The organism is Defluviimonas sp. D31 (assembly GCF_033436765.1).
Lineage (GTDB): Bacteria > Pseudomonadota > Alphaproteobacteria > Rhodobacterales > Rhodobacteraceae > Albidovulum.
This window is the reverse complement of sequence record NZ_JAWQFN010000003.1, coordinates 79031-105273: the sequence shown is the minus strand read 5'-3', so window position 1 is coordinate 105273 and position 26243 is coordinate 79031. Positions and strand designations below refer to the sequence as shown.

The 26243-nt window shown below is 67.4% G+C and carries 23 protein-coding genes; 14 read left to right on the top strand and 9 right to left on the bottom strand.

The window, feature by feature from the left end; translation table 11 throughout:
* Positions 1-17: 17 nt before the first annotated feature.
* Positions 18-593, top strand: coding sequence for an isochorismatase family protein (locus R5H32_RS06945; protein ID WP_318337964.1), 576 nt, complete (start codon positions 18-20; stop codon positions 591-593).
* On the top strand, positions 593-1474 hold the full coding sequence (locus tag R5H32_RS06940) for a LysR family transcriptional regulator (protein ID WP_318337963.1): 882 nt from the start codon (positions 593-595) through the stop codon (positions 1472-1474). Before R5H32_RS06945 ends, R5H32_RS06940 begins: the two co-directional genes overlap by 1 nt.
* 11 nt (positions 1475-1485) lie before the next feature.
* Here R5H32_RS06940 and R5H32_RS06935 read toward each other — a convergent pair whose 3' ends face one another.
* The 8 genes from R5H32_RS06935 to R5H32_RS06900 form a co-directional block, all read right to left on the bottom strand.
* Complete coding sequence (locus R5H32_RS06935; protein ID WP_318337962.1) at positions 1486-2196, bottom strand: hypothetical protein; 711 nt, start codon at positions 2194-2196, stop codon at positions 1486-1488.
* Positions 2197-2518: 322 nt separating this feature from the next.
* Positions 2519-3106 carry an ATP-binding cassette domain-containing protein gene (locus R5H32_RS06930; RefSeq protein WP_318337961.1) on the bottom strand — a complete coding sequence of 196 codons (588 nt, stop codon included), beginning with the start codon at positions 3104-3106 and terminating at the stop codon, positions 2519-2521.
* Positions 3107-3153: 47 nt separating this feature from the next.
* Complete coding sequence (locus tag R5H32_RS06925) at positions 3154-4863, bottom strand: ABC transporter permease (protein ID WP_318337960.1); 1710 nt, start codon at positions 4861-4863, stop codon at positions 3154-3156.
* Complete coding sequence (locus R5H32_RS06920) at positions 4860-6047, bottom strand: ABC transporter substrate-binding protein (protein WP_318337959.1); 1188 nt, start codon at positions 6045-6047, stop codon at positions 4860-4862. The genes R5H32_RS06925 and R5H32_RS06920 overlap by 4 nt, the downstream gene beginning before the upstream one ends.
* Positions 6048-6065: 18 nt before the next feature.
* Complete coding sequence (locus R5H32_RS06915; protein WP_318337958.1) at positions 6066-6686, bottom strand: CDP-alcohol phosphatidyltransferase family protein; 621 nt, start codon at positions 6684-6686, stop codon at positions 6066-6068.
* The gene (locus tag R5H32_RS06910) at positions 6687-8837 is read right to left on the bottom strand and encodes an FAD-dependent oxidoreductase (RefSeq protein WP_318337957.1); all 2151 of its coding nucleotides are present in this window, start codon (positions 8835-8837) and stop codon (positions 6687-6689) included.
* 225 nt (positions 8838-9062) lie between these two features.
* The gene (locus R5H32_RS06905; RefSeq protein ID WP_318337956.1) at positions 9063-9290 is read right to left on the bottom strand and encodes a hypothetical protein; all 228 of its coding nucleotides are present in this window, start codon (positions 9288-9290) and stop codon (positions 9063-9065) included.
* 364 nt (positions 9291-9654) lie between these two features.
* Entirely contained in the window at positions 9655-10401 is a 747-nt protein-coding gene (locus tag R5H32_RS06900) for a helix-turn-helix domain-containing protein (RefSeq protein WP_318337955.1), read from the bottom strand.
* 258 nt (positions 10402-10659) lie between these two features.
* Here R5H32_RS06900 and R5H32_RS06895 point away from each other — a divergent pair, with 258 nt between their 5' ends.
* From R5H32_RS06895 to R5H32_RS06860, 8 genes are read left to right on the top strand one after another with little or no spacing between them, the layout of a single operon-like run.
* Positions 10660-13389, top strand: a complete 2730-nt coding sequence (locus R5H32_RS06895; protein WP_318337954.1) for an MFS transporter — start codon at positions 10660-10662, stop codon at positions 13387-13389.
* Between the two features lie 17 nt (positions 13390-13406).
* The gene (locus R5H32_RS06890; RefSeq protein WP_318337953.1) at positions 13407-17150 is read left to right on the top strand and encodes a nitrate reductase subunit alpha; all 3744 of its coding nucleotides are present in this window, start codon (positions 13407-13409) and stop codon (positions 17148-17150) included.
* Positions 17147-18667, top strand: a complete 1521-nt coding sequence (gene narH / locus R5H32_RS06885) for a nitrate reductase subunit beta (RefSeq protein WP_318337952.1) — start codon at positions 17147-17149, stop codon at positions 18665-18667. The genes R5H32_RS06890 and narH overlap by 4 nt, the downstream gene beginning before the upstream one ends.
* Positions 18664-19365, top strand: a complete 702-nt coding sequence (gene narJ, locus R5H32_RS06880) for a nitrate reductase molybdenum cofactor assembly chaperone (RefSeq protein WP_318337951.1) — start codon at positions 18664-18666, stop codon at positions 19363-19365. The genes narH and narJ overlap by 4 nt, the downstream gene beginning before the upstream one ends.
* A 12-nt stretch (positions 19366-19377) precedes the next feature.
* Positions 19378-20061, top strand: coding sequence for a respiratory nitrate reductase subunit gamma (gene narI / locus R5H32_RS06875; protein WP_318337950.1), 684 nt, complete (start codon positions 19378-19380; stop codon positions 20059-20061).
* Position 20062: 1 nt separating this feature from the next.
* A complete protein-coding gene (locus R5H32_RS06870; protein WP_318337949.1) occupies positions 20063-20854 on the top strand; it encodes a peptidylprolyl isomerase in 792 nt (263 codons plus the stop codon).
* A 1-nt stretch (position 20855) separates the two neighbouring features.
* A complete protein-coding gene (locus R5H32_RS06865) occupies positions 20856-21470 on the top strand; it encodes a carbonic anhydrase (protein ID WP_318337948.1) in 615 nt (204 codons plus the stop codon).
* 12 nt (positions 21471-21482) lie between these two features.
* On the top strand, positions 21483-21998 hold the full coding sequence (locus R5H32_RS06860) for a DUF2478 domain-containing protein (RefSeq protein ID WP_318337947.1): 516 nt from the start codon (positions 21483-21485) through the stop codon (positions 21996-21998).
* A gap of 117 nt (positions 21999-22115) precedes the next feature.
* On the opposite strand, the gene R5H32_RS06855 is transcribed toward R5H32_RS06860, so the two are convergent.
* Positions 22116-22775: a GntR family transcriptional regulator gene (locus R5H32_RS06855; protein WP_318337946.1), complete on the bottom strand. Its 660-nt coding sequence runs from the start codon at positions 22773-22775 to the stop codon at positions 22116-22118.
* 139 nt (positions 22776-22914) lie between these two features.
* On the opposite strand from R5H32_RS06855, the gene R5H32_RS06850 reads away from it, so the two are divergent.
* The 4 genes from R5H32_RS06850 to R5H32_RS06835 are packed head-to-tail and all read left to right on the top strand — an operon-like array spanning position 22915 to position 26237.
* Positions 22915-23805, top strand: coding sequence for a dihydrodipicolinate synthase family protein (locus R5H32_RS06850; RefSeq protein ID WP_318337945.1), 891 nt, complete (start codon positions 22915-22917; stop codon positions 23803-23805).
* Positions 23805-23930 carry a hypothetical protein gene (locus tag R5H32_RS06845; protein WP_318337944.1) on the top strand — a complete coding sequence of 42 codons (126 nt, stop codon included), beginning with the start codon at positions 23805-23807 and terminating at the stop codon, positions 23928-23930. Before R5H32_RS06850 ends, R5H32_RS06845 begins: the two co-directional genes overlap by 1 nt.
* A gap of 22 nt (positions 23931-23952) precedes the next feature.
* A complete protein-coding gene (locus R5H32_RS06840) occupies positions 23953-25239 on the top strand; it encodes an NAD(P)/FAD-dependent oxidoreductase (RefSeq protein WP_318337943.1) in 1287 nt (428 codons plus the stop codon).
* Entirely contained in the window at positions 25236-26237 is a 1002-nt protein-coding gene (locus R5H32_RS06835; RefSeq protein WP_318337942.1) for a 4-hydroxyproline epimerase, read from the top strand. Before R5H32_RS06840 ends, R5H32_RS06835 begins: the two co-directional genes overlap by 4 nt.
* Positions 26238-26243: the final 6 nt, after the last annotated feature.

Sequence of the window (26243 nt, the reverse complement as noted above, 5' to 3'; positions counted from 1 at the left end):
ATTAGTGGAGGCGCTGCATGTCCGATCCCCTGTTCCACCGAACGAAGTCGTTCCTCGCCGTGATCGACGTGCAGAAGGTCTTTGTCGACAAGCTCGCGCCCGAGGCGCGCGGCCCTCTTGCGGGCCGCATATGCTGGCTGATCGGCACCGCCCGAAGGCTCGGTGTCCCGGTCCTCGCCATGGCCGAGGATGTCGCCCGGAACGGCCCGCCCCTGCCCGAGATCGTCGCAGCGCTCGGTGCGGAGGTACCGGTCCACGACAAACGGGTCTTCGGACTCGCCGGACAGCCCGACATTCTCGCCGCCGCCCGCGCCTTCCACCGGCCGCAGGCGGTGCTTGTGGGGCTCGAGACCGATGTCTGCGTCGCCCAGTCGGCGCTCGGGCTTATCGCCGCCGGGTACCGGGTCGCGGTGCTGGCCGATGCGACCGGATCGCCGGGAACCTGCCATGAGGCCGGGCTCGACCGGATGCGCGACGCCGGGATCACCGTGACGACCGTGAAGGGCATCTTTTACGAATGGGTGCGCGATCTCGACACGCTCGCGACGGTCCGCGCGGATCTCGGCCCCCTGCCCGACGGGATGACGCTCTGATGCAGATCGAACTCATCGAGACCTTTCTCGACCTCTGCACCACCCGCAGTTTCAACCGCACCGCCGACCGGCTCGGAATCACCCAGTCCACCGTGTCGGGCCGCATCCGCTCGCTCGAGGCCACGCTCGGCCACCGGCTCTTCATCCGCTCGCGCTCTGGCACCGAGCTCACGACCGAGGGGCTGCGCTTCGCGCCGCATGCGCGCGCGCTGCTGCATGGCTGGACCGAGGCGCGCCACGCGATCGGCGAATCCGGTTCCGGCGCGGTGACGATGCGGATCGGCATCCAGCATGATCTCGTCGGCATCCACTTCTCCGAACTGATCAAGGATTTCCGCGCCGCGCTGCCCGGTACGTCCTTCCTCTTCGAGGCCGACTACTCGGCGCAGATGAGTTCCGACCTCTCCACCGGCGTCGAGGATTTCGCGATCCTCTTCACCCCGCGCTTCCACCCCGATCTCTATTTCGAGACTTTGGGCGAGATCACCTATCTCATGGTGTCGACCGAGACCGACCGCCTCGGCGAGGTGAACCGCGAGACCTACATCATGCCGCATTATTCCGACGCGATGCCGCAGATCCATGCGCAGATGCATCCGCGGCTGGCCGCCGCGAGCTTGTCGATCGGCCAGAACGCGGCGATGGTGGCGCTTCTCGGCTCGCTCGGCGGGACGGCCTACGTATTGCGCCAATCGGCCGCCGAGCTTACCCGCGCCGGCACCTGCCGCCTGGTCGGCGACGCGCCGCCGATCCCGCAGCCGATCTATGCCGGCCTGCATATCCGCAACCGCCACCGCTCGATGCACAGGCGGCTCCTGCAGATCCTGCGCAACCGCTTCGCACCCTCGGGACCGAGCCTCGCCCGCCGCCGGGTCGGCTGAGGCGGCGGGCGTCAGAAGCCCGGCAGCGGCAGTCCCTCGCCGAGCGCGAAGACGAGGATCGGCACCGGCGCGACCGCGAGCGCCACGGTCAGAAGCGTGACCGGCACCGCGAAGAGGCGGCTGCATCCTGCGAGCATGAGGATGCCGCCGCCGCCGCCGAGCAACGAGTTTCCCGGCAGGTTGATCAGGAGCGCCAGCAGGAGATAGCGGTAGTTCCGCGCCAGCGGTGCCAGCCAGCGCGGCAGGTGGCTTCGCAAGTGGTCGAGCCGCGCCTCGCGGTCCAGGGGCTCGATCTGCGCCACAAGCTCGGCCGCGCGCCGGAGCCGGAGATCGGCCAGCGTGCGCTGAAGCGCAGGGTAGGGCAGAGTCAGTCCGGCCAGGAACGACAGCATCAGCCCGGCAAGCGTTGCCCCCCAGATGAAGGGTGCGATCCAGCCCCCCTCGATCATCAGCAGCGTGAGGCCAAGCTCCACCCCCGGCACGAACGGCAGCGCGATCAGAAGCGCATAGGCGACGAGAAGAAGCACCAGCAGCCAGAGCGCCGGGCTGGCACCGTCCTTCAGCGCCCGCGACTCCGCCATCGTCCAGCCGATCAGACCATGCGCCGCCCAGACCAGGCACAAGAGCACCACGAGCCGCAAGCCGATCCGGCCGATCCACGCGCGCAATCGGCCGGTCCGCGCGTCACGGCGGTCCGGCGCAGTCTTCCGCTCGTCTCTCACTTCGTTTCCTTCCGGCGCCGCCGGCGTCCGGGTCGGCGTCCGTTACACCCGGCTCGGTGCGCGTTGAGGCCAGTTGATGACCAGGACCCCGGCGCGCATCATATCCTATTCAGGACCCGGATCAGCAGGATTCCCGGTGGCGGAACCGCGCTTCACGTTGCAAGCGCCGCTGCCAGTGACCGGATCACGACACGGAGGCGGTCATGATTGTTGCATTTCCCGCCGGAATAGACACTTTTCGACAGTCTCGGCCGCGCCACGGCGCGGTGGCTGATCAGGCAGGTCCCCGGCTACGAACCCTACACGCCGTCCGCAGAGGGGGCTAAAGGCTGACCACGGGGCCGCCGGCCGCCTCGGCATCGGTTGCGTCATGGGTGACCATCAGCACGGGAATGTCGCGGTCGCGGACATGGTCGAAGACGAAGCGCCTCAACTCTTCGCGCAGCGCCGGGTCGAGTTTCGCGAAGGGTTCGTCCAGCAATAGCGCGCAAGGCTCCGCGAGCAGCGTCCGCATCAGCGCGACGCGGGCGCGCTGGCCACCCGAGAGCGTCGCGGGATCGCGCGCGGCGAAGCCCGGAAGCCCGGCCTGATCGAGCGCGTTTGCCACCGCCACCGCCCGCGCCGCGCGGCCGCGGACATGGGCGGCAAGCCCGAAGGCGAGATTGTCGCCGACCGAGAGATGCGGAAAGAGGGCCGCGTCCTGAAACAGGACGCCGATGCGCCGTGCTTCGGCCGGCAGGCGGGTGACGTCGCGACCGTCGAGGATCACTGTGCCCGCCGCGCGGAAGCTGCGCGGCAGATGGCCTCCGATGAACTCCATCAGCGTCGACTTGCCGATGCCGGAGGGGCCGACAATGGTCGTGACGCTGCCCGGCGCGACCGCAAGAGAGAGCGAAGGAAAGAGCGGCATAGCGGCACTTTCCGCCTGAATAGACACTAATCTGAGCGCCAAACCCCTCAAGCGGCACCCCCTGACAGACCGGCCCGGTGGCGGTGGAGGAACGCCGGCACGCCAAGCGCGGCGAGATAGGCCAGGAACGGCAGCGCGGCCTGCAGTACCGCGTAGACGCCGGTGACCCGGCGGTCGGAGCCTGACGAAAGCGTCACCGCCTCGGTCGTCAGCGTCGCGACCCGGCCTGCTCCCATGAAGAGCGTCGGCAGGTATTGCGCGACCGAGACCGCGAAGCCGATAGCGGCGGCGGTCATCAGCGGGCGCAGCAGGATCGGCAGTTTGACCGCGAAGAGCCGCCGCACCGGCCCGGCGCCAAGCGCCGCCGCCGCGCGAATGTACGCCGGATCGAGCGCACGCCACGGATCGGAGAGCGCGATCATCACATAGGGAAAGACGAAAAGCGCATGCGCCCAGATAACCGCGCCGATCCCGCCGCCGATCCCGACCTTAAGAAAGACGACGTGGAGTCCGTAGAGGAAGGCGATCTGCGGTACGAGCAGTGGCAGGTAGACCAGCGCCTCGGCCCAGGTGGCGCGGGGCAGGTGGCCACGGTCCTCGCCTTCGAGCCAGGCCACGGCGAGGATCAGCGCCAGCGCGGTCGTCGCGACGCCGATCATCACCGTGCTTTCGACCGCCATTCCCCAGCCTGCGGCCGAACGACCCCAGGCGGCGAGGCTCCAGCTTTCCGGCAGGGCGCGCGGATAGGACCAGCGCCAGGCGACCGACCAGACGGCGAGCGCCATCAGGGCGCCCACGCCGAGCGCCATCAGCCCGGTGACCGCCGCCCCGGCCGCGACGAGCCCCGGCTCTGCCGAGACCCCGCGTCCACCGCGCCGGATCCAGATCCGGCCGATCCGCGCGAGCGTCCGTTCCGCGGCCCACCAGAGGCCGATGCCGCCGGCCACCACCGCGCTTTGCAGGAGCGCCGCCGCCGAGGCGGGCAGGATCAGCGTCGTGTCGGCGGCGAGGAACCAGCGCGTGACCGCCACCGCCAGCACCGGCGGGTTCGAGGGGCCGAGCACGATCGCCATGTCGACGACCGAGAGCGCGAAGGAGAGGACGACGTAGACCGGCAGCCGGATCAGCGGGTAGAGCTGCGGGCCGATCACCTTGATCCACACCACGCCGCGCCCGTAGCCGAGCGCGCGGCCCGCCTCGAGGTGGCGGCGCACCGGCAGTTGCGACAGTGCCGCAAGGATCACCAGGAGGAAGAACGGCACCTCCTTGACCAAGAGCCCGAGGATCAGCGCGAGCCCCGCCGGATCGTTGACCGTGGCGAGGTCGGGCGGAAGGTCCCAGCCGGTCGCCCAGGGGCTGAGGAGGCGGGCGATCCAGCCCGAGGGCGCGATCAGGAAGGCAAGGCCGATTGCCAGCGCCGCATGCGGTGTCGCGAGGAAGGGCGCCAGCAGCCGGGCGCCGCCGCGCAAGCCCGCGCGGTCGTACATCGCCGCCGCGAAGCTGACCGCGAGCATCAGCGCCAGCGCGGTCGAGGCGAAGCCGGTCCAGAGCGTCAGCGTCAGGCTGGTGCCGAAACCCGGCAGGTCGAAAAGCCGCCGCCAGGGGTCGAGCGAAAGCCCCTCCGCCCCGATGGCAGGCAGGTGGCCGAAGGCCGCCCGCGCGGTTTCCCAGAGCCCGGCGAGGATCGGCAGCACGAGGCCGCCCGCAACCACGCCGAGCACCAGAAGCCGGAGCAGGCGGCCTTCGCGCGCCGTCATTCGGTGTAGCGCCGCGCCCAGTCCTCGGCGAGGCGGGTCATCCAGCTCGGATGCGGCTCGCCGAGGGTCGGGCCGAGGGCCTCGTTCGAGGGCAGGGCAGGGGAAGCGGGCAGGGCATCGAAGGCCGCCTTCGCCGCGTCGTCGAGCTTCGCGGGGTCGAGCACCGAATAGCTGCCGAGCACGGAGATGTCCTGCGCCCGCGCCTGCACCGCAGGGTCGAGGAGGAAGTTCGCCACCACCATCGCGCCCTCCTTGTGGGCGGCGTTGAAAGGGATCGCGACGAAACTGATGTTGCCGATCGAGCCCGCCTCGGGCGCGTAGCTCCTGACCGTTTCGGGCAGGAGGCCGCGTTCGACCGCCGCCGCCGCCGCCGCCGGATCGAAGGCCATGGCGAAATCGACCTCGCCGTCGTTCAGCATCTGCTGCAGCACGCTCTCGTTCTCGGGGAAGGTCTTGCCCTCGCGCCAGAGATTGGGGCGGAGCGCGTCGTACCAGGCCCAAAGCGGCTCTGTTGCAGCCGAAAATGCTTCATCCGTGGCCTCGGCCTGAAGCACCGAGGCGTCCGGTGCGAGCTCGATCAGCGCCTGCTTGAGGAAGGTGGAGCCCATGAAGTTCGAAACCGCCGGGTGGGTGAAGCGGCCGGGATTGGCCTTGGCCCAGTCGAGGAGCGCCGCCATCGAGCGCGGCGGTTCTGCCACCCGCGCGCTGTCATGGGACAGGACGAATTTCGCGAGTCGCCAGGGACTCTCGTAGCCCTCGGTCGGGATCGTGAAATCCACCACCGCCGCCGAACCCTCGGAGAGGTCGAGATAGCGCGCGTTCGGCAGGTCCTGTAGGAACGGGCCGTGCAGGAGCCCCTGCTCCTTCATCGACAGGAAGTTCGCGCCGTTGATCCAGATGAGGTCGACCGAGCCGCCCTCCGCCTTCCCCGCCGCCTTCTCGGCGATCACCCGCGTCACCGCCTCGGCGGTGTCGGAGAGCTTCACGTGGCTGATCGTCACGCCGTATTGCGCCTGAAGCTCGCCGCTTGCCCAGGCGATGAAGTCGTTGGTGCGCTCGTCGCCGCCCCAGGCGTTCCAGTAGACGGTCTGGCCGCGCGCGGCGGCGACGGTGTCGTCCCAGCCCCCTGCGAGGGCGGGGGCGGCGAGGCCGAGGGCCAGCACGGCGAGAAGGGGTAGGCGCATGTCGTCTCCTGTTCCGGGTCAGCGGGGTTCGGCCGTGGCGAAGGCGGACCAGCCCTGGTGCCAGCGGCTTAACGTGGTGATCGCGCAGAGCGCGGCGAAGCTCCAGGCGAGCGTGGGGAAGGCGGCGGGCCAGAGGCACATCGCGGCGAAGACCGCGATGGTCTCGGCGCCCTCGGTCAGGCCGCCGAGGTAATAGATGCCCTTCGCCGGATAGGCTTCGGCGGAAAGCCCGCGCCGCGCGGCGATGGCGGCGAAGGCGAGAAAGCTCGATCCGGTGCCGACGAAGGCGGCGATGAGCGCGGCCGCCGCGAGCGCATTGGCGGCGGGGTCGGCGAGCGCGAAGCCCAAGGGCACCAGCGCGTAGAAGACGAAGTCGAGCGCGATGTCGAGGAAGGCGCCGCGCTCGGTCGGCCCCACCTCGCGCGCGACCGCGCCGTCGAGCCCGTCTGCGAGCCGGTTCATCGCGATCAGGAAGAGCGCCAGCGTGTATGCCCCCGCCGCCAGCGCGCCCACCGCGATGAGCCCGAGCCCGAAGCCCGCGAGCGTCACCTGATCTGCGCCGACACCGCGCCGGACGAGCGCCCGCGCCGGGCGGACGAGGGCCGCGCGCTGCAGGGGCAGGAGGTAACGATCGATCATTCAGCCTCTCCGCCAGGCATGAAACCGCTCGAGGAGCCGCAGCGCCATCCCGTTCACATGCGCCTTGCGCCATTCGCCGGCGGCGAACTTGTTCGCCTCGGCCAGCGTCGGATAGATGTGGATCGTCGAGAGGATCTTGCCCAGCCCGTGGCCCTGCTTCATCGCGAAGATGAACTCGGCGATGAGGTCGCCCGCATGTTCGCCGGCGATGGTGACGCCGAGGATCTCGTCCTTGCCGGGCGGCGTCAGCACCTTGACGAAGCCTTCCGCCGAACCGTCGGCGATCGCCCGGTCGAGATCGTCGATCCCGTAGCGCGTGACCTCGTGGGGGATCTTCTTCTCTCGCGCTTCCGCCTCGTTCAGGCCGACCCGCGCGATCTCGGGATCGGTGAAGGTGGCCCAGGGGATCACCCGGTAATCGGCGCGGAACCGCTTGAACTTGCCGAAGAGCGCGTTGACGGTCGCGAACCAGGCCTGATGCGCGGCGGTATGGGTGAACTGGAAGGGCCCCGCCGCGTCGCCCGCGGCGAGGATGTTGGGGTAAAGCGTCTCCAGGTATTCGTTGGTCTCGATGACCTTCCCGGTCGGGATGCCGAGTTCCTCGAGCCCGTAGCCGTCGAGCCGGGCCGCGCGCCCGACCGCGACGAGGAGATCGTCGAAGACGATGCGTCGTGTCTGTCCCCCGGCCTCGACCTCGATCCATTTCTCGCCGTCGGTGATGGCGCAGGAGCGCGCCCGGTGCCCGGTCAGCACGGTGACCCCATCGGCCTCCATCGACGCCTGCACCAGCGCCGAAACCTCTTCATCCTCGCGGATCAGAAGGCGCGGCAGCATCTCGATCTGCGTGACCTCGGAGCCGAGCCGCGCGAAGCTCTGCGCCAGCTCGCAGCCGATCGGCCCGCCGCCGAGCACCACGAGCCGCTTCGGCCCGATCTCGCGCCGTGCCATCTCCTCCCAGAGCGTGTCGGAGGTGAGATAGCCCACCGCGTCGAGCCCCGGCAGCGGCGGCACGAAGGGTGCCGCGCCGGTGGCGAGGATCACGGCGCGGGTCGTGAGCCGTTCGGCATTGCCGGAGTCGTCGGTGATCTGCACCGTCCAGGGATCGATCAGCCGCGCGTGGCCGCGCCTCACGTCGACACCGAGCCCTTCGTAACGCGCGACGCTGTCATGCGGCTCGATCGCGGCGATCACGGCATGGATGCGCTCGAAGATGGCGCGGAAGGAGAACTCCGGCTGCGTCGCCGTGAGCCCGTAGCGGTCGGCATGGCGCATCTGGTGGGCAAGCTTGGCCGAGCGGATCAGCGCCTTCGACGGCACGCAGCCGTAGTTCAGACAGTCGCCGCCCATCTTGTGGGCCTCCACCAGCGTCACCTTCGCCTTCACCGCCGCCGCGATATAGGCCGAGACGAGACCCGCCGCGCCCGCGCCGATCACCACGAGGTTGCGATCGTAGCGTGCGGGCCGGGCCCAGCCGGCATGGGCGCGCCGCCGCTTCACGAGGCGCAGGGCCAGTTTCGCGATCCAGGGAAAGAGGCCGAGCAGCACGAAGGACAGGATCAGCGGTGCCGACAGGATGCCCGACAGGCTTTCGAGATGGGCAAGCTGGGTGCCCGCGTTTACATAGACCGCCGTACCGGCCAGCATGCCGATCTGGCTGACGAGGTAGAAGACCCAGGCCTTGATCGGCGTCAGCCCCATCAGGAGGTTGATGGCGACGAACGGCACCGCCGGGATCAGCCGAAGCGTGAAGAGGTAGAATGCCCCGTCCCGCGCCATCCCCTCGTCGATTGCCTGCAGGCGGTTTCCGAATTTCTCGTGCACCCAGTCCGAGAGGAGATAACGCGCGGCAAGGAATGCGAGCGTCGCGCCGATCGTCGAGGCGAAGGAAACGAGGACGAGCCCCCAGCCGAAACCGAAGAGCGCGCCGGCCGCCAGCGTCATCCACACCGCGAGCGGCAACGACAGCGCGGTGACCGCGACATAGGCCGCGAAGAAGAGCGCGGCGACGAGCAGGGGCCGCTCGACGCGCCAGGCATCGAGGTCGATCAGCTGTGCGCGCAGCATGTCGAGATCGGGCGGATTGCGGCCGATCAGCCAGATCAGGACGGCGATGACGACGGCAAGAGCGAGAAAGAGCGCCGGCTTTCTCATGCGCGCCGGGTCCGGTCATTGCTGGCCTTGGCCGGTGCCGCGCGACGGTTCATGTTCGGTCCGGTCATGCGATCCCCAGTTATTTCCGACAGTTGTGCAACGAAGGCCGGGGTCAGGCCAAGACCGTTACAGAAATGTCCGCATCTCGTGAACGCGCCGTTGCCACTCGTTGGCATGAAAAGGGCGCCCGCTTGGCGGGCGCCCGAAACCCCTCATGGAAACATGTCAGTTCAGCACCGAGCGGATCTGGCCGCCACGGGCATCTTCGTCGCTCGACAGGATCGAGCGGATCGCGTCGGCCTGCGCCGCGCTCAGGTTGTCGAAGTCACCATTCGGAACCAGGCGCTGGGCTTCCATGCGGGCGGGCGCGCTCAGTTCGCCGGGGTCGGTGACGGCCGAGGCAGTACCGGCGGCGGCAAGAACGAGAGCGGTGGCGATCATCAGGCGTTTCATCTTCGGTCCTTTCAATATCGGGTTCGGGTGTTTCGAACGGTCGGGCCGGGTGTGCCCTGTGGTATCAAGATGCGCGCAGGGCGCTGCGGAGGGAAATCACAGTCGGATCGCGTCCGCTCACGCGGATTTGCCGGGCCGTGCCCGCGATGTTTCAGGGAGTCACGGGCGTGCGACCGGTCGCCGCAACCCCCTGCGGTTCGGCAGAAAACACCGTGAGGCACCGCCGCCGGGCCGGGCTGGCCACTCACGGCGGCGTAGGTCGGAGTCTTTCAGCTGGTGGGGCCAGCCCATGCACACGGCTTGTGCATGCCCGCACATCGCGGAGACTGCTGCGCCGGGATTGGTCCTGCGGGCTGTTTGCGGCTCAAAGACCGCCGGGATCGCGCCGGGACGGGGATTCGGCCGCCTCGCCGCTGCAGCAATCGGGGCCATCGATCAGCGCCGTCGGCCGGGCGACCGCGATCAGACCGTCTAGATCCGAGATCGTCACGCGCTGGCCCTCCACCGTGACGCCGTCGTCGCGCAGCGAGCGGAGCGCGCGCGACAGGTTCTCGGGCGTCATCCCGAGATAGGAGGCGAGAAGCCGCTTCTCGATCTGCAGGTCGAACTCCTTTGTACCGTCGGCGGGGGTGTGGCGCAGCAGATAGGCCGCGAGCCGTTCGCGCGAGGCGCGCAGCTTCAGGTCCTTGGCATGGCGCACGACGCTGCGGTAGCAGCCGGCGAGCTCGCCGACGATCGCCTTCGCGAAGGCGGGATCCTTGGCGAAAGCTGTGCGCAGGTCTGAACCCGGGATCAGCACGATCCGCGACGGCACCAGCGTGCGCGCCGACATCAGATACGGCGCGTCGTTGATGCAGGCCGCGAGGATGAAGGTCGAGACCGGGCGCACCACCGCCATCGTCGTCTCGCGGCCCTCCCAGCCGGCGTACATCTCCACGGCGCCTTCAGTGACGACATGCAGGAAGTCGGCCGCCTGGCCCTCCTCGATCAGCGTGACCTGCGGCGGGAAGGACTGGTGATAGGCGCCGCGCATCAGCGCGGCGAAATGCACGTCATCCATGTCGCGGAACAGCGACAGGGCGCGGATCTCTTCGAGGTCGGCGTCGCGCATGAATCACCAGAAGCGGAAATGTAAGCTTGATAAATGTTAAGGGTCGGCGCGGCAAGTGTCGACCTCGGTCCGGGAAAATGTCCGGACGCGGGAAGAACGATTTTTCCGGCTCACCCGACATTCTTCATAAGAGCCTGAATTTTCCGGGAAAAGCGCGAAAATTTGACTTCGATCAAACCTTGAGAAGCGGCGTGGTGGTTCTTTGCCGCCAATCGCGGGGGGCCTATGCCACCCGTGCCACCACTCACGGAGGCGACTATGCTAGATGGCTCGCATGTGTCGAAGGGCGACCAGACCCGCGCCCTTGCACTCAGCACCATTGCGTTCACGGTCTGCTTTGCAGTCTGGACGATCTTTTCCATCATCGGCGTCGCGATCAAGAAGGAGCTCGGGCTCTCGGAGTTCGAGTTCGGCCTTCTGGTCGCGACCCCCATCCTTACCGGTTCGCTCACCCGCCTGATCCTCGGCGTCTGGACCGAGAAATACGGCGGCAAGATCGTGTTCTCGCTGCAGATGATCCTGACGGGTCTCGCGACCTGGGCGCTGACGCTCGCCCATACCTATGTGATGTACCTGATCGCCGCGCTGGGCATCGGCCTTGCCGGCGGCTCGTTCATAATCGGCGTCGCCTACGTCTCGCGCTGGTACGGGCCGGGCAAGCAGGGCACCGCGCTTGGCATCTTCGGCGCCGGCAACGTCGGCGCGGCGGTGACCAAGTTCCTCGCGCCCTTCGTCATGGTCGCCTATGGCTGGCAAGGCGTGGCGCAGGTCTGGGCCGTGGGCATCGCGCTCATGGGCGTGATCTTCTTCTTCCTCGCCAAGGACGATCCGATGCTGGTCGAGCGCCGCAAGACCGGCGTCAAGGCGCCGAGCCTGCGTGAGCAGTTCGCACCCCTGAGGAACCTCCAGGTCTGGCGCTTCTCGCTCTACTACTTCTTCGTCTTCGGCGCCTTCGTGGCGCTGGCGCTCTGGATGCCGCACTACCTGATCGACGTCTATGGCGTCGACGTGAAGACGGCGGGCATGTCGGCGGCGGCCTTCTCGCTTTCGGCCTCGCTCTTCCGCGCCTATGGCGGCCACCTCTCGGACCGCTTCGGCGCCCGTTCGGTGATGTACTGGACCTTCGGCTTCTCGCTGATCTTCCTCTTCATGCTGTCCTATCCGCCCACCGAATACGTCATCCAGGGCAAGGACGGCCCGATCCACTTCTCGACTGAGATGGGGCGCTGGCCCTTCGTCGTGACGCTCTTCTGCCTCGGCTTCTTCATGTCGCTCGGCAAGGCCGCGGTCTACAAGCACATCCCGGTCTACTATCCCAAGCACGTCGGTGCGGTCGGCGGCCTCGTCGGCATGATCGGCGGCCTCGGCGGCTTCATCCTGCCGATCCTGTTCGGGGCACTTCTCGACCTGACCGGCATCTACACGAGCTGCTTCGCTCTGCTCTTCATCCTCGTCGCGATCGCGCTCGTCTGGATGCACATGTCCATCCGTCAGATGGAACGTGCCGCCATCGGCAAGACGCTCGACGAGCTTCCGGGCCTGCCCGAGATGCAGCCCATCCACATCCCTGGAAAAACGGTAATGACCACTCATACGCTTGACGACTGGCGTCCCGAGGACAAGGCGTTCTGGGACGAAAAGGGCCGCAAGATCGCGCGCCGCAACCTGTGGCTGTCGATCCCGGCGCTGCTCCTGGCCTTCTCGGTCTGGATGGTGTGGTCGATGGTCGTCGCGCGGTTGCCCGCCATCGGCTTCGACTTCACGCCCGGCCAGCTCTTCTGGCTCGCCGCTCTGCCCGGCCTTTCGGGCGCGACCCTGCGCATCTTCTACAGCTTCATGGTGCCGATCTTCGGCGGCCGGCTCTGGACGACGCTCTCGACCGCATCGCTCCTGCTGCCCGCCATCGGCATCGGCTACTCGGTGCAGAACCCGGAGACGCCCTACCTGATCTTCATGGTGCTGGCGCTTCTCTGCGGCCTCGGCGGCGGCAACTTCGCCTCCTCGATGGCCAACATCGCCTACTTCTTCCCGAAGGCTGAAAAGGGCAACGCGCTGGCGCTCAACGCGGGCCTCGGCAACCTCGGCGTGTCGGTCATGCAGTTCCTCGTGCCGATCGTCATCACCATGGGCGTCTTCGGCGCCATGGGCGGCGAAGCGCAGACCACCGCGGAAGGCGCGCAGCTCTGGATGCAGAACGCGGGCTTCGTCTGGGTTCCGTTCATCATCGTCGCGACCATCGCGGCCTGGCTCGGCATGAACGACATCGCCGACGCGAAGGCCTCGTTCCGTGACCAGGCGGTGATCTTCACCCGCTTCCACAACTGGATCATGTGCATCCTCTACACCGGGACCTTCGGCAGCTTCATTGGCTACTCGGCGGGCTTCCCGCTCCTGACCAAGCTCATGTTCCCGGAAGTGAACGCGCTGCAGTACGTCTTCCTCGGCCCCCTCGTCGGCGCGCTGTCGCGTGCAGCCACCGGCTGGGTCTCGGACAAGTTCGGCGGCGGCCGCGTGACCTTCTGGGTGTTCCTCGGCATGATCGTGGCGGTCTTCGGCGTGATCACCTTCCTGCCGACGGATGGCACGGGCGGTTCCTTCGCCGGCTTCTTCGCCTGCTTCATGGCGCTGTTCTTCCTGACCGGTGTCGGCAACGCCTCCACCTTCCAGATGATCCCGGCGATCATGGGCCGCGAGATCCCGCGCCTCATGCCGAACCTCGACGCCCCCGCGATCCGCAAGCAGGCGGAGCGCGAGAGCGCCGCGATCATCGCCTTCACCTCGGCGATCGCAGCCTACGGCGCCTTCTTCATCCCGAAGGCCTACGGCACCTCGATCGCCATGACCGGCGCCCCCTTCATGGCGCTCTGGGGCTTCCTCGGCTTCTACGCGATCTGCGTTGTCCTGACCTGGGTCTACTACACGCGGCCCGGCGGTCTTCTCCATGACCTCGAGCGTGGCCGGATCGCGGCCAAACCGGCTCAGGCCTGAACCAATAGGAGAGCAAGATGAGCCATCTTCTCGACCGTCTGAACTTCCTGAAGTCCGTCCGCAAGGATACCTTTGCGGACGGGCACGGACAGACCACAATCGAAAACCGCGACTGGGAAGACACCTACCGGAACCGCTGGCGCCACGACAAGATCGTGCGCTCCACGCACGGGGTGAACTGCACCGGGTCGTGCTCCTGGAAGATCTACGTCAAGTCCGGGATCGTGACCTGGGAGACCCAGCAGACCGACTATCCGCGCACCCGCGCGGACCTGCCGAACCACGAGCCGCGCGGCTGTGCGCGCGGCGCCTCCTACAGCTGGTATCTTTACTCGGCCAACCGGGTGAAGACGCCGCTGGTGCGCGGCCGGCTGATGCGGATGTGGCGCGAGTTGCGCCGCACCAAGAGCCCGGTCGAGGCCTGGACCGCGATCCAGTCCGACCCGGCCAAGCGCGCCGAATATACCAGGACCCGCGGCAAGGGCGGCTTCGTCCGCGCGAGCTGGGATGAGGTGACCGAGATCGTCGCGACCGCGAACGCCTACACGGCAAAGACCTACGGCCCCGACCGGGTCTTCGGCTTCTCGCCGATCCCGGCAATGTCGATGGTCTCCTACGCGGCCGGTTCGCGCTACCTCAGCCTCCTCGGCGGCACCTGCATGTCGTTCTACGACTGGTATTGCGACTTGCCGCCGGCCTCGCCGATGACCTGGGGCGAGCAGACCGACGTGCCGGAATCGGCCGACTGGTACAATGCGGGCTACCTGATCCTCTGGGGCTCGAACGTGCCGCAGACCCGGACCCCGGACGCGCATTTCTACACCGAGGCGCGCTATCGCGGCACCAAGTCGGCGGTCGTCAGCCCCGACTATTCCGAGGCCGCGAAGTTCTCCGACATCTGGCTCAACGCCAAGCAGGGCACGGATGCGGCGCTCGGCATGGCGATGGGCCACGTGATCCTGCGCGAGTTCCACCTCGACCGGCAGGCGGAGTATTTCGAGGACTACTGCCGCAAGTACACCGACATGCCGATGCTGGTGAAGCTGGAGCCGAAGGGCGACGGCTACGTTCCCGGCAAGCAGCTTCGGGCCTCCGACTTCGACAAGTCGCTCGGCCAGTCGAACAACCCCGAATGGAAGACTGTCGCCATCGACGAGAAGTCGGGCAAGATCATCGTCCCGAACGGCTCGGTCGGCTTCCGCTGGGGCGAGACCGGCAAGTGGAACCTGGAGGAGAAGGCCGAGGGCAAGGACGTGACGCTCAAGATGAGCCTCGTCCTTGACACCGACCGCGACGACGTGATCGGCGTCGACTTCCCCTATTTCGGCGGCATGGCCTCGAACGGCTGGGAGAACGACGCGCGCGGCGAGGTGCTGACCCGCAACGTGCCGGTGAAGAAGATCAAGCTCGCGGACGGCGAGGAGCATTACGTCGCCACCGTCTTCGACCTCTTCTGCGCCAACTACAGCCTCGATCGCGGCCTCGGCGGCGATCATGTCGCCAGCGACTTCAATGCCGACGTGCCCTTCACGCCCGCCTGGGCGGAGAAGATCACCGGCGTGAAGCGCGACCGGATCATCCAGGTCGCACGGGAATTCGCCGCCAATGCCGAGAAGACGAACGGCAAGTCGATGATCATCATCGGCGCGGCGATGAACCACTGGTACCACATGGACATGAACTACCGGGCCGTCATCAACATGCTGGTGATGTGCGGCGCCGTGGGTCAATCCGGTGGCGGCTGGGCGCATTACGTGGGCCAGGAGAAGCTGCGTCCGCAGACCGGCTGGACCGCGCTCGCCTTCGCGCTCGACTGGGCGCGTCCGCCGCGGCACATGAACTCGACCTCGGCCTGGTACGCCCATACCGACCAGTGGCGCTACGAGACGGTGTCGTCGTCCGAGATCCTCTCGCCGACCGCGCCGGAGGGCGACTACAAGGACCTCAGCCTCATCGACTACAACATCCGCGCCGAGCGGATGGGCTGGCTTCCCTCCGCGCCGCAGCTCCGCACCAACCCGCTCGAGGTTGGCCGCGCGGCGAAGGCGGCGGGCAAGGCAATCCCGGAATATGTCGCCGAGCAGTTGAAGGCCGGGACGCTGGAGATGTCGGCCGAGGATCCGGACGCGCCGGAGAACTGGCCGCGCAACCTCTTCGTCTGGCGCTCGAACCTTCTGGGGTCGTCGGGCAAGGGGCACGAATACTTCCTCAAGCACCTTCTCGGCACCGATCACGGTGTTCTGGGCAAGGATCTGGGCGAGGAAGGCCGCAAGAAGCCGGTCGAGGCCCGCTGGCACGACAAGGCGCCGGAGGGCAAGCTCGACCTTCTGGTCACGCTCGACTTCCGCATGTCGACGACGGCGGTCTATTCCGACATCGTGCTGCCGACCGCGTCGTGGTACGAGAAGGACGACCTCAACACCTCCGACATGCACCCGTTCATCCACCCGCTGCAGGCGGCGGTGGATCCGGCCTACGAGTCGAAGTCGGACTGGGAGATCTTCAAGTCGATCGCGAAGAAATTCTCCGAGGTCGCGCCCGAGATCCTCGGGGTGGAGACCGACGTGGTGCAGCTTCCGCTGCAGCACGACAGCCCCGGCGAGATCGCGCAGCCGATCGTCCAGGACTGGAAGAAGGGCGAATGCGACCTCGTTCCGGGCAAGACCGCGCCGGCCTATATCGCGGTGGAGCGGGACTATCCGAACCTCTTCGACCGCTTCCGCTCGCTTGGCCCCCTCATGGACAAGGTCGGCAACGGCGGCAAAGGCATCGCCTGGGACACCAAGACCGAGGTGCATCACCTCAAGGACCTGAACGGCACCCATGTCAGCGGCCCGACCGAGGGCATGGCAAAGATCGAGACCGCGATCGACGCCTGCGAAGTGATCCTCATGCTCGCGCCGGAAACCAACGGCGAAGTTGCGGTCAAGGCCTGGGAGGCGCTGTCGAAGGCCACGGGCCGTGAACACGCCCACCTGGCCGAGGTCAAGGAAGACGAGAAGATCCGCTTCCGCGACATCGCTGCGCAGCCGCGCAAGATCATCTCGTCCCCGACCTGGTCGGGCATCGAGAGCGAGGAGGTCTGCTACAACGCCGGCTGGACCAACGTCCACGAGCTGATCCCGTGGCGCACCGTCTCGGGCCGCCAGCAGCTCTACCAGGACCACGAATGGATGCAGGCCTTCGGCGAATTCTTCGTGACCTGGCGGCCGCCGGTGGATCTCAAGACCATCACTGCGGGCGCGACGGGCCATCTCGGCGCAAACGAGAAGCACGTCGTCCTCAACTTCATCACGCCGCACCAGAAATGGGGCATCCACTCGACCTATTCCGACAACCTCCTGATGCTCACGCTGAACAGGGGCGGGCCGGTCGTCTGGATCTCCGAGAATGACGCCAAGGTGGCGGGGATCGTCGACAACGACTGGGTCGAGGTCTTCAACACCAACGGGGTTCTCACCGCCCGTGCGGTCGTCAGCCAGCGGATGAAGGACGGCACGCTCTTCATGTACCACGCGCAGGAGAAGATCGTGAACACGCCGGGATCGAACATCACCGGCAAGCGGGGCGGCATCCACAACTCCGTCACCCGCGCGATCGTCAAGCCCACGCACATGATCGGCGGCTACGCCCAGCAGAGCTACGGCTTCAACTACTACGGCACCGTCGGTGCGAACCGCGACGAACTCGTCGTGGTCCGCAAGATGGACAATGTCGACTGGCTCGACACGCCGGTCTCGAAAGTGGAGGCTGCGGAATGAAAGTACGCGCACAAATCGGCATGGTGCTGAACCTCGATAAATGCATCGGGTGTCACACCTGTTCCGTCACCTGCAAGAACGTCTGGACCAGCCGCGACGGCGTCGAATACGCCTGGTTCAACAACGTCGAGACCAAGCCCGGCATCGGTTATCCGAAGGACTGGGAGAACCAGAAGCGCTGGAACGGCGGCTGGGAGCGGACCTCGTCGGGCGGCCTCAAGCCCAAGCAGGGCGGCAAGTGGCGGATCCTCGCGAACATCTTCGCCAACCCCGATCTGCCGGAGATCGACGACTTCTACGAGCCGTTCGACTTCGACTACGACCACCTGAAATCGGCCCCCGAAATGCCGGCCTTCCCCACCGCGCGCCCACGCTCGAAGATCTCGGGCGAGCGGATGGAAAAGATCGAATGGGGTCCGAACTGGGAGGAGATCCTCGGCGGCGAGTTCGAGAAGCGTGGCAAGGACTACAACTTCGAGGGCATCCAGAAGGACATCTACGGACAGTATGAAAATACGTTCATGATGTACCTGCCGCGGCTCTGCGAGCACTGCCTCAACCCGGCCTGCGCCGCGTCGTGCCCTTCCGGCGCGATCTACAAGCGCGAAGAGGACGGCGTGGTCCTGATCGACCAGGAGAAGTGCCGCGGCTGGCGGATGTGCGTCTCGGGCTGCCCCTACAAGAAGATCTACTACAACTGGTCGACGGGGAAGTCGGAGAAGTGCACGCTCTGCTATCCGCGCCTGGAATCCGGCATGCCCACGGTCTGCTCGGAAACCTGCGTGGGCCGGATCCGCTACATCGGCGTGATGCTCTATGACGCCGACAAGATCGCGGAAGCGGCATCGGTCGCGGGCGAGAAGGAGCTTTACGACGCCCAGCTTGGCGTCTTCCTCGACCCCAATGATCCTGCCGTGATCGAGGCCGCCCGCGCCGAAGGCGTGCCGGAGGACTGGATCGCCTCGGCCCGCAAGTCGCCGATCTGGAAGATGGCTATGGAATGGAAAATCGCCTTCCCGCTGCATCCGGAATACCGGACGCTGCCGATGGTGTGGTACATTCCGCCGCTCTCGCCGATCCAGAACGCGGCGGCCGCTGGCCAGATCGCGGCGAAGGACGACATGCCGGACGTGAAATCGCTCCGCATCCCGGTCCGCTATCTGGCCAACATGCTGACGGCGGGCGACGAGGCGCCGGTGATCACCGCGCTGGAGCGGATGCTCGCCATGCGCTCCTACATGCGGTCGAAGACCGTGGACGGGGTCGTCAATCTCGGCGTTGCCAACCGGGTCGGCCTCACGCCGCACCAGATCGACGAGATGTACAGGATCATGGCCATCGCCAACTACGAGGACCGCTTCGTCATCCCGACGACGCACCGCGAGCTGGTCGAGGACGCCTACGACCTGCGCGGCGGCTGCGGCTTCACCGACGGCAACGGCTGCTCGACCGGCACGACCGGCGGCAAGCTCTTCGGCAGCCGCAAGTTCGTGACACCTGCGGAGGGCTGGAAATGAAGACCTTCAAGGCGATCTCCGCGCTCCTTTCCTACCCGACGGCGGACCTTCAGTCCGCCGTGCCGGCGATCCGCGATGTGCTGGAGGCTGACGGCCTCCTGCATCTCGGCCAGCGCCTTGCGCTGGAGCCGCTGCTCTCCGGGATGGAAGAGGGCGACATTTACGACCTGCAGGAGCGCTACGTGCTCCTGTTCGACCGCTCGCGCACGCTCTCGCTCAATCTCTTCGAGCATATCCATGGCGAAAGCCGGGATCGCGGCGGCGCGATGGTGGATCTCCTGGAGACCTACCGGGCGGGCGGCTTCGACCTCACCGGGCCGGAGCTTCCCGACCACCTGCCGGTTCTGCTGGAATTCCTCTCGACCCGGCCCCTGGCCGAGGCGCAGGAAATCCTCGCCGATGCCGGTCACATCATCGCCGTCCTCGCCGAACGTCTGACCCGGCGCGACACGCCCTACGCGGCCGTCCTGACGGCGCTGGCGAAGCTCGCCAGGGCCGGTACCGACAGCCCCGAGGCCACCGCGCTTCTGTCGGAAAAGGACGACGACCCAGAGGACCTCGAAGCTCTGGACGCGGTCTACGAGGAGGCGCAGGTCACCTTCGCCCCCGACCCGAACGCGGGCTGCCCGATCTCGCGCGACATCCTCGCGCGGATGGACTTGCCCAGAACCCCGGCCGCAGCCGGGCCGGCCCAGTAAGGAGGGCTCACGATGCACGAATTCTTCTTCGGAACATATCCCTACATCGCGCTCTCGGTGCTGCTTCTGGGCTCGATCGCGCGCTATGAACGCGACCCGTTCACCTGGAAATCATCGTCGTCGCAGCTCCTGCGCCGCAAGCAGCTGGTGATCGGTTCCAGCCTCTTCCATGTCGGCGTGCTGATCATCTTCTTCGGCCACCTGATCGGGCTCCTAACGCCGATCCAGATCTTCGACGCCTTCGGCGTGGGCCACGGCTTCAAGCAGACCATGGCGGTTCTCGTCGGCGGCATCGCCGGGATCATGGCACTCGCGGGCGGGGCGATGCTGCTGCATCGCCGGCTCTACGATCCGCGCATCCGGGCGAATTCGACCTTCGCCGATACCGGGATCCTGATCCTCCTCATGGTGCAGCTCGTGCTTGGCATCCTGACGATCTTCGTCTCGCTCCAGCACCTTGATGGCCACGAGATGACGAAGTTCATGTCCTGGGCCTTCGGCATCTTCACCTTCGACGGCCAGGCGGCGAGCTACATCGCCGACGTGAGCTGGCTCTTCAAGCTGCACATCTTCCTCGGGCTGACGATCTTCCTGCTCTTCCCGTTCACGCGGCTTGTCCACATGCTCTCGGCCCCGATCCGCTACATCTGGCGGCCCGGCTACCAGATCGTGCGGACGAAGAAGCGCGGGGCCTGAGATGGGACCGCTCCTGAGCGACATCACGGTGAACGGCGAGGTTATCCCCGCCGCCACCATCGCCGCCGAGGCGCAGATGCATTCCGCGCCGAAGGGCAAGCCGGGCATCGCCTGGCGCGCCGCCGGGCGGGCGCTCGCGATCCGCGCGCTTCTCTTGCAGGAGGCGCGCAGGCGCGGGCTGGTGGCGGAACCCGTCACCGAGGCCGACCGCGCCGAGACCGAGGAGGAGGCGCTGGTGCGCCAGCTCCTCGACGAGGCGGTGGCCCCCGCCGCGCCGGGCGATGACGCCGTCCGCGCCGCCTATGACGCCGATCCGGCGAAGTTTCGCGCGCCGACGCTCTACGAGGCCGCGCATATCCTCTTCCCGGTGCGGCCCGGCGATGCCGCCGCGCTCGAGGCGGCGCGCGAGAAGGCCGAGGCGGTTCTCGCCGACCTCGCGCGCGCACCGCGGGAGTTCGACCGGCTCGCGCGCGAGTTGTCCGCATGCCCGTCCCGCGACGCCGGCGGCAGGCTCGGCCAGATCGCGACCGGCGACACCGTGCCCGAGTTCGAAGCGGTGCTCGACCGCCTCGCCGAAGGCGAGATCGCGGCCGAGCCGATCACGACCCGCTACGGGCTTCACATCATCCGCCTCGACGCACGCGCCGAAGGCGCGGTGCTTCCGTTCGAGGCCGCCGCGCCGCGCATAGGCGCGATGCTGGCCAAGGCGGAATGGGCCAGGGCCGCGCGTGCCTTTGTCGAAAGCCTAGCCGAAGCTGCCGAGGTCACCGGCATAGATCTGAAGGCGGCATGACATGGCACAAGTCCTCGAAGCTCTTCTCGAGCGCAACCGCGAGTGGTCGGCGCAGATCCGGGCCGAAAGCCCCGATTATTTCGACGGCCTCGCAGAACAGCAAAGCCCGGAGTTCCTCTGGATCGGCTGCTCCGACAGCCGGGTGCCGGCGAACGTGATCTCCGGCCTCGCGCCGGGCGAGGTCTTCGTTCACCGCAACGTGGCAAACGTCGTGCACTCGTCCGACATGAACCTGCTCTCGGTGCTCGAATTCGCTGTCGACACGCTCAAGGTCCGCCAGATCATAGTTTGCGGCCATTACGGCTGCGGCGGAGTTCGCGCCGCGACCGAGGAGGACATGCCGCATGGTCTCGCCGACCACTGGCTGGAACCGATCCGGCGGCTCGCGAAACGACATGCCCACGAGCTGGCGCGGATCGAGGATGACGAGATGCGCCGCGACCGGCTGGCGGAACTGAACGTGCTGGAAAGCGTCGCCCGCGTGGCCGAGACCCCGATCCTGCGCCGGGCCTGGGCGAAGGGCGAATTCCCGCTGCTGCACGGTCTCATCTACGGGATCCGCGACGGGGTCCTGAGAAACCTCGACTGCACTATCAGCGGCGCCGACGCCCGCTGAGAAAGGAAGACCATGCGCCTTGCCTATATCACCGCCAGCGAAAAGGGCCTCACCGACCGCGTTCTTGCCGAGGCCGCCGATCTTCTCGCGAAGCGCGGCCTGCGCCTGACCGGGGTCGTGCAGACCAACATCCAGCGGCCGCAGCGGTTCCATTGCGACATGGACCTCCGGATCCTGCCGGACGGGCCCACCATCGGCATTACCCAGAACCTCGGCGCCAATGCCCGCGGCTGCCGGCTCGATCCCGGAGCCCTCGAGGGCGCGGTGGCCGATGTCTCGGCCCGCCTCGCCTCCGGCCGCGCCGATCTTCTGATTCTCAACAAGTTCGGCAAGCACGAGGCCGAGGGCCGCGGGTTCCGTCCAGTCATCGCCGAGGCGCTGGCGATGGAGCTACCGGTCGTTCTCGGCGTCAACGCGCTCAACCTGGATGCATTCGCGACCTTCTCGGAGGGGCTGGGCGAGGAGCTTCCCGCCGACCCCGCCGCGATCCTCGCATGGTGCAGCTGCGCGATGGCCGAGGCCGCCTGACAGGAACTGACAACGCCCGGATACGACTGCCGGAGTTGGTGGCCGCCCGCGTCTCCTCTCGGCCCAACTCCGGTCGACGTTGTTCGAGAGGCCTTGGCGACTCGTGAACGGCCGGCCTCAGCCGCGCCGCAGCAGATCGAGAAGGTTGGCCTTGGCGCCGAGGATGTGCTGCCGCGTCAGCGCCCCCGCCCGCGCCGGGTCGCCGGCCTCGCAGGCGGCGAGGATCGCTTCGTGTTCGGCATCCGCGCGCGCCACCCCGTTCGACAGCGAAAGCTGCGCCCGCAGGTAGCGGTCCACCCGGTCCAGCGTCTTCTCGACGATGCCGAGATGGTAGGAAAGCGCGCTGTCACGGTAGAGCGTGGTGTGGAAACGCCGGTTGTGGTCGCCCCATTCGACCGGATTCGTCGCCTCTGAAAAGGCCGCGAGATGCGCCCGCGCGGCGGCGAGCGTCTCGGGCGTCATCCGCGGCACCGCCTCCTCGATGACGCGGCCCTCGACCAGCGCGCGGAAATCCCAGATCTCCGCTGCCTCGTCGGGCGAGATCCCGGCGACGACCGCGCCCTTGTAGCGCTGGGTGGCCACCAGTCCCTGCTGCTCGAGCATGGTCAGCGCCTCGCGCACGGGGATGCGGCTGGTGTTGAACATGCGCGCGATCTCGTCCTGACGCAGCGGCTCGCCATCCTTGAGCTGACCCTCGATGATCGCCTTCTTCAGGGCCTCGTAGATGATCACCGCCGCCGAGGCGGTCTGGCCGATATTCACGCTGTCGATCTGCACGTCGCCTCCGATCGCAGATTGGATCCAATTTCTTCTTGCATATTGTATCCAATATTCGATAACCAGGTCACGCAGATTCTGCCGATGCCCGCCGCACCGGCCCCATCCCAGGAAAGGACCGCCCATGTGGAGTGGAATGATGCCCGCCGTGACAACCAAGTTCACCGCCGGGGGCGAACTTGATCACGCCGAGATGGAGCGGTGCTTCACGCTCCAGATCGAGGCCGGCAATGCCGGGCTCATCACCTGCGGAACGCTCGGCGAGGGCAACATGCTGTCGCCCGACGAGCGGCTCGACGTGCTGAAGACCGCGAAATCGGTGGCGGGCAAGAAGCCTGCGCTTCTGACGATTTCCGAAGCCGGCACCCGCGAGGCCTGCGCGCTGGCCGCCCGCGCCGCGAAGGCCGGGGCCGACGGGCTGATGATCGTGCCCTCGCCGATCTACCACACCAACCGCGCCGAGACGATCGCCAACCTTAATGCGATCGCCAACGCCGGCGGGCTGCCGGTGATGATCTACTCGAACCGGGTCGGCTACCGGGTCGACGTGACGCCCGAGATGATGCTGGAACTTGCCGAGAACCCGCTCATGGTCGCGATCAAGGAAAGCTCCGACGACATCCGGCGCTGCACCGAGATTTTCAACACCGTGGGCGACCGCTTCAAGGTCTTGACCGGGGTCGACAACCTCGGGCTGGAGGCGCTCTTGATGGGCTGCGACGGCTGGGTGTCCGGTGTCTCCATCGCCTTCCCGAAGGAGAACCAGGCAATCTACGACCTCGCCAAGGCGGGCCGCATCGTGGAGGCGCGCGAGATCTACCGCTGGCTGCGACCGCTTCTCGACCTCGACGTCTCGACCTTCCTCGTGCAGCAGATCAAGCTTGCCGAGGCGATGGCGCTCGGCTCGAGCGAGCATGTCCGCGCCCCGCGCATGCCTCTGACGGGTGAGCACCGCACACGGGTCGAGGGGTTGATCCGCGAGCGCATCGCCTGCCGCCCGGACCTCGCCAGGTTCGCCAAGGCGGCCTGATGGAATACCCGATCCTTGGTCAAGCGCCCCACTTTCGGGCCAATGAGGAGGCCGCTATGGTCATGGTCAAGCTGCCCACGGCCGGGTTCCGCACGGCCGTGAAAACCGCCTCTCTCATGGCATGATCTTTCAGGAAATGGGCCCGAATTGACCGCCACCACCCGCCCCGCCGCTCCGACCTCCCCCGCCGATCTGGTCGTGATCGGCGCGGGTGTCATCGGCCTCTCCGTCGCCAATGCCGCGCTCTCGCGCGGGCTCAGCGTCCGCGTGATCGACCGCACCGGCCCCGCCTCGGGTGCCTCGGCGGGCAATGCCGGTGGCTTCGCATTTTCCGAGATCCACCCGCTCGCCTCGCCCGACACGCTGCTCGCCTCGCCGAAATGGCTGCTCGATCCGCTGGGGCCTTTGTCGATCCCGGCGCGCTATGCGCCGAGCATCGTGCCGTGGATGCTGCGCTTCGCGAAGGCCAGTCTGCCGGGCCGCGTCGCCGCCTCCACGCGGGCGCAGGCGGCGCTCATGGGCCACGCGAAAATGACGCTCGAACCCTTCATGGCGCTGACCGGCACCGCGGATATGCTGCGCAAGACCGGCCAGATTCAGGTGCTGGAATCGGCTCGTGCCTTCGACGCCGCGCGACGCGAGTGCGAGGAGGCCGGGCATTTCGGCTACAGTCACCGGACGCTCGTCGGTGCCGACGCGATCGCCGAGGTGCAGCCCGGCCTCTCGCCGCGTTTCACCCACGGCATCGCGACCGAGGAATGGTGGGCCATCGCGGATCCGAAGCTCTACACGTTGGCACTCGCCGAGACGCTGATCCGCAAGGGCGGATGGATCGACACCGCCGAGGCGCGGGCGGTCGAGACCGGCCTCGAGGGCGCGACGATCCATCTAGCCGACGGTTCCACGATCACGGCCTCCCGCGTGGTGATTGCCGCCGGCGCCCATTCGCACCGGCTCGCCGCAAGCCTTGGCGACCGTATCCCGCTCGAGACCGAACGCGGCTACAACACCACGTTGCCGCCGGGCGCCTTCGACCTTCGCCGCCACATCACGTTCTCCGAACACGGCTTCGTCGCGGCGCCGCTGTCGACCGGCATCCGCATCGGCGGCGCGGTGGAGCTTGGCGGGCTCGACCTGCCGCCGAACTACGCCCGCGCGCGGGCGATGCTGAAGAAGGCCGCGAGCTTCCTGCCCGGTCTGAAGACCGAGGGCGGCACCGAATGGATGGGCTTCCGGCCGTCGCTTCCCGATACGCTGCCCGCCATCGGCCGGGCGAGCCGCGCGCGGAACGTGATCTATGCCTTCGGCCACGGCCATCTGGGGCTGACGCAGTCCTCTGCCACCGCCGATCTGGTCGCCGACCTCCTGACCGGCGCGACGCCGGCCATCGACCTCGCCCCCTTCGCCCCGGACCGTTTCAAGGGCCTCATATGACCAGCCACACCTTCCTCTGCATCGACGGCCATACCTGCGGCAACCCGGTCCGCCTCGTCGCCGGCGGCGCGCCGCAGCTTCAGGGCGCGACCATGCTGGAGCGCCGCGCGCATTTCCTCGCCGAATACGACTGGATCCGGACCGGGCTGATGTTCGAGCCGCGCGGCCATGACCAGATGTCGGGCTCGATCCTCTATCCCCCGACGCGCGAGGATTGCGACGTCGGCGTCCTTTTCATCGAGACCTCGGGCTGCCTGCCGATGTGCGGCCACGGCACCATCGGCACGGTCACGACCGCCATCGAGAACGGCCTCGTCAGCCCCAGGAAGCCGGGTATCCTGCGGCTCGACACGCCGGCGGGACTCGTCATCGCCGAATACCGGCAGGAGGGGCGCTCCGTCGAGGAAGTGCGGTTGACGAATGTGCCCGCCTTCCTTCATGCCGAGGGGCTGACCGCCGAGGTCGAGGGTCTTGGCGAGATCACCGTCGATGTCGCCTATGGCGGCAACTTCTATGCCATCGTCGAAAGTCAGCCGAACTTCCGCGACATCGAGGATCACCGCGCAATCGACCTTGTCGGCTGGAGCCCGAAGCTGCGCGCCGCGCTGAACGCGAAATACACCTTCACCCATCCCGAGAAGCCCGAGATCAGGGGCCTGTCCCACATCCTCTGGACCGGTACGCCGAAGCATCCCGAGGCCACCGCCCGCAACGCGGTCTTCTACGGCGACAAGGCCATCGACCGTTCGCCCTGCGGCACCGGCACCTCGGCGCGGATGGCGCAGTGGGCGGCGCAAGGGCGGCTCAGGGAGGGCGAGGACTTCGTCCACGAAAGCATCATCGGCTCGCTCTTCAAGGGCCGTATCGAGGGGCGGACGAAAGTCGGCGAGCGCGACGCGATCATCCCCTCGATCGCCGGCTGGGCGCGGGTGACGGGCTACAACACGATCTTCATCGACGACCGCGACCCGTTCGCGCATGGCTTCGTCGTGACCTGACCACGG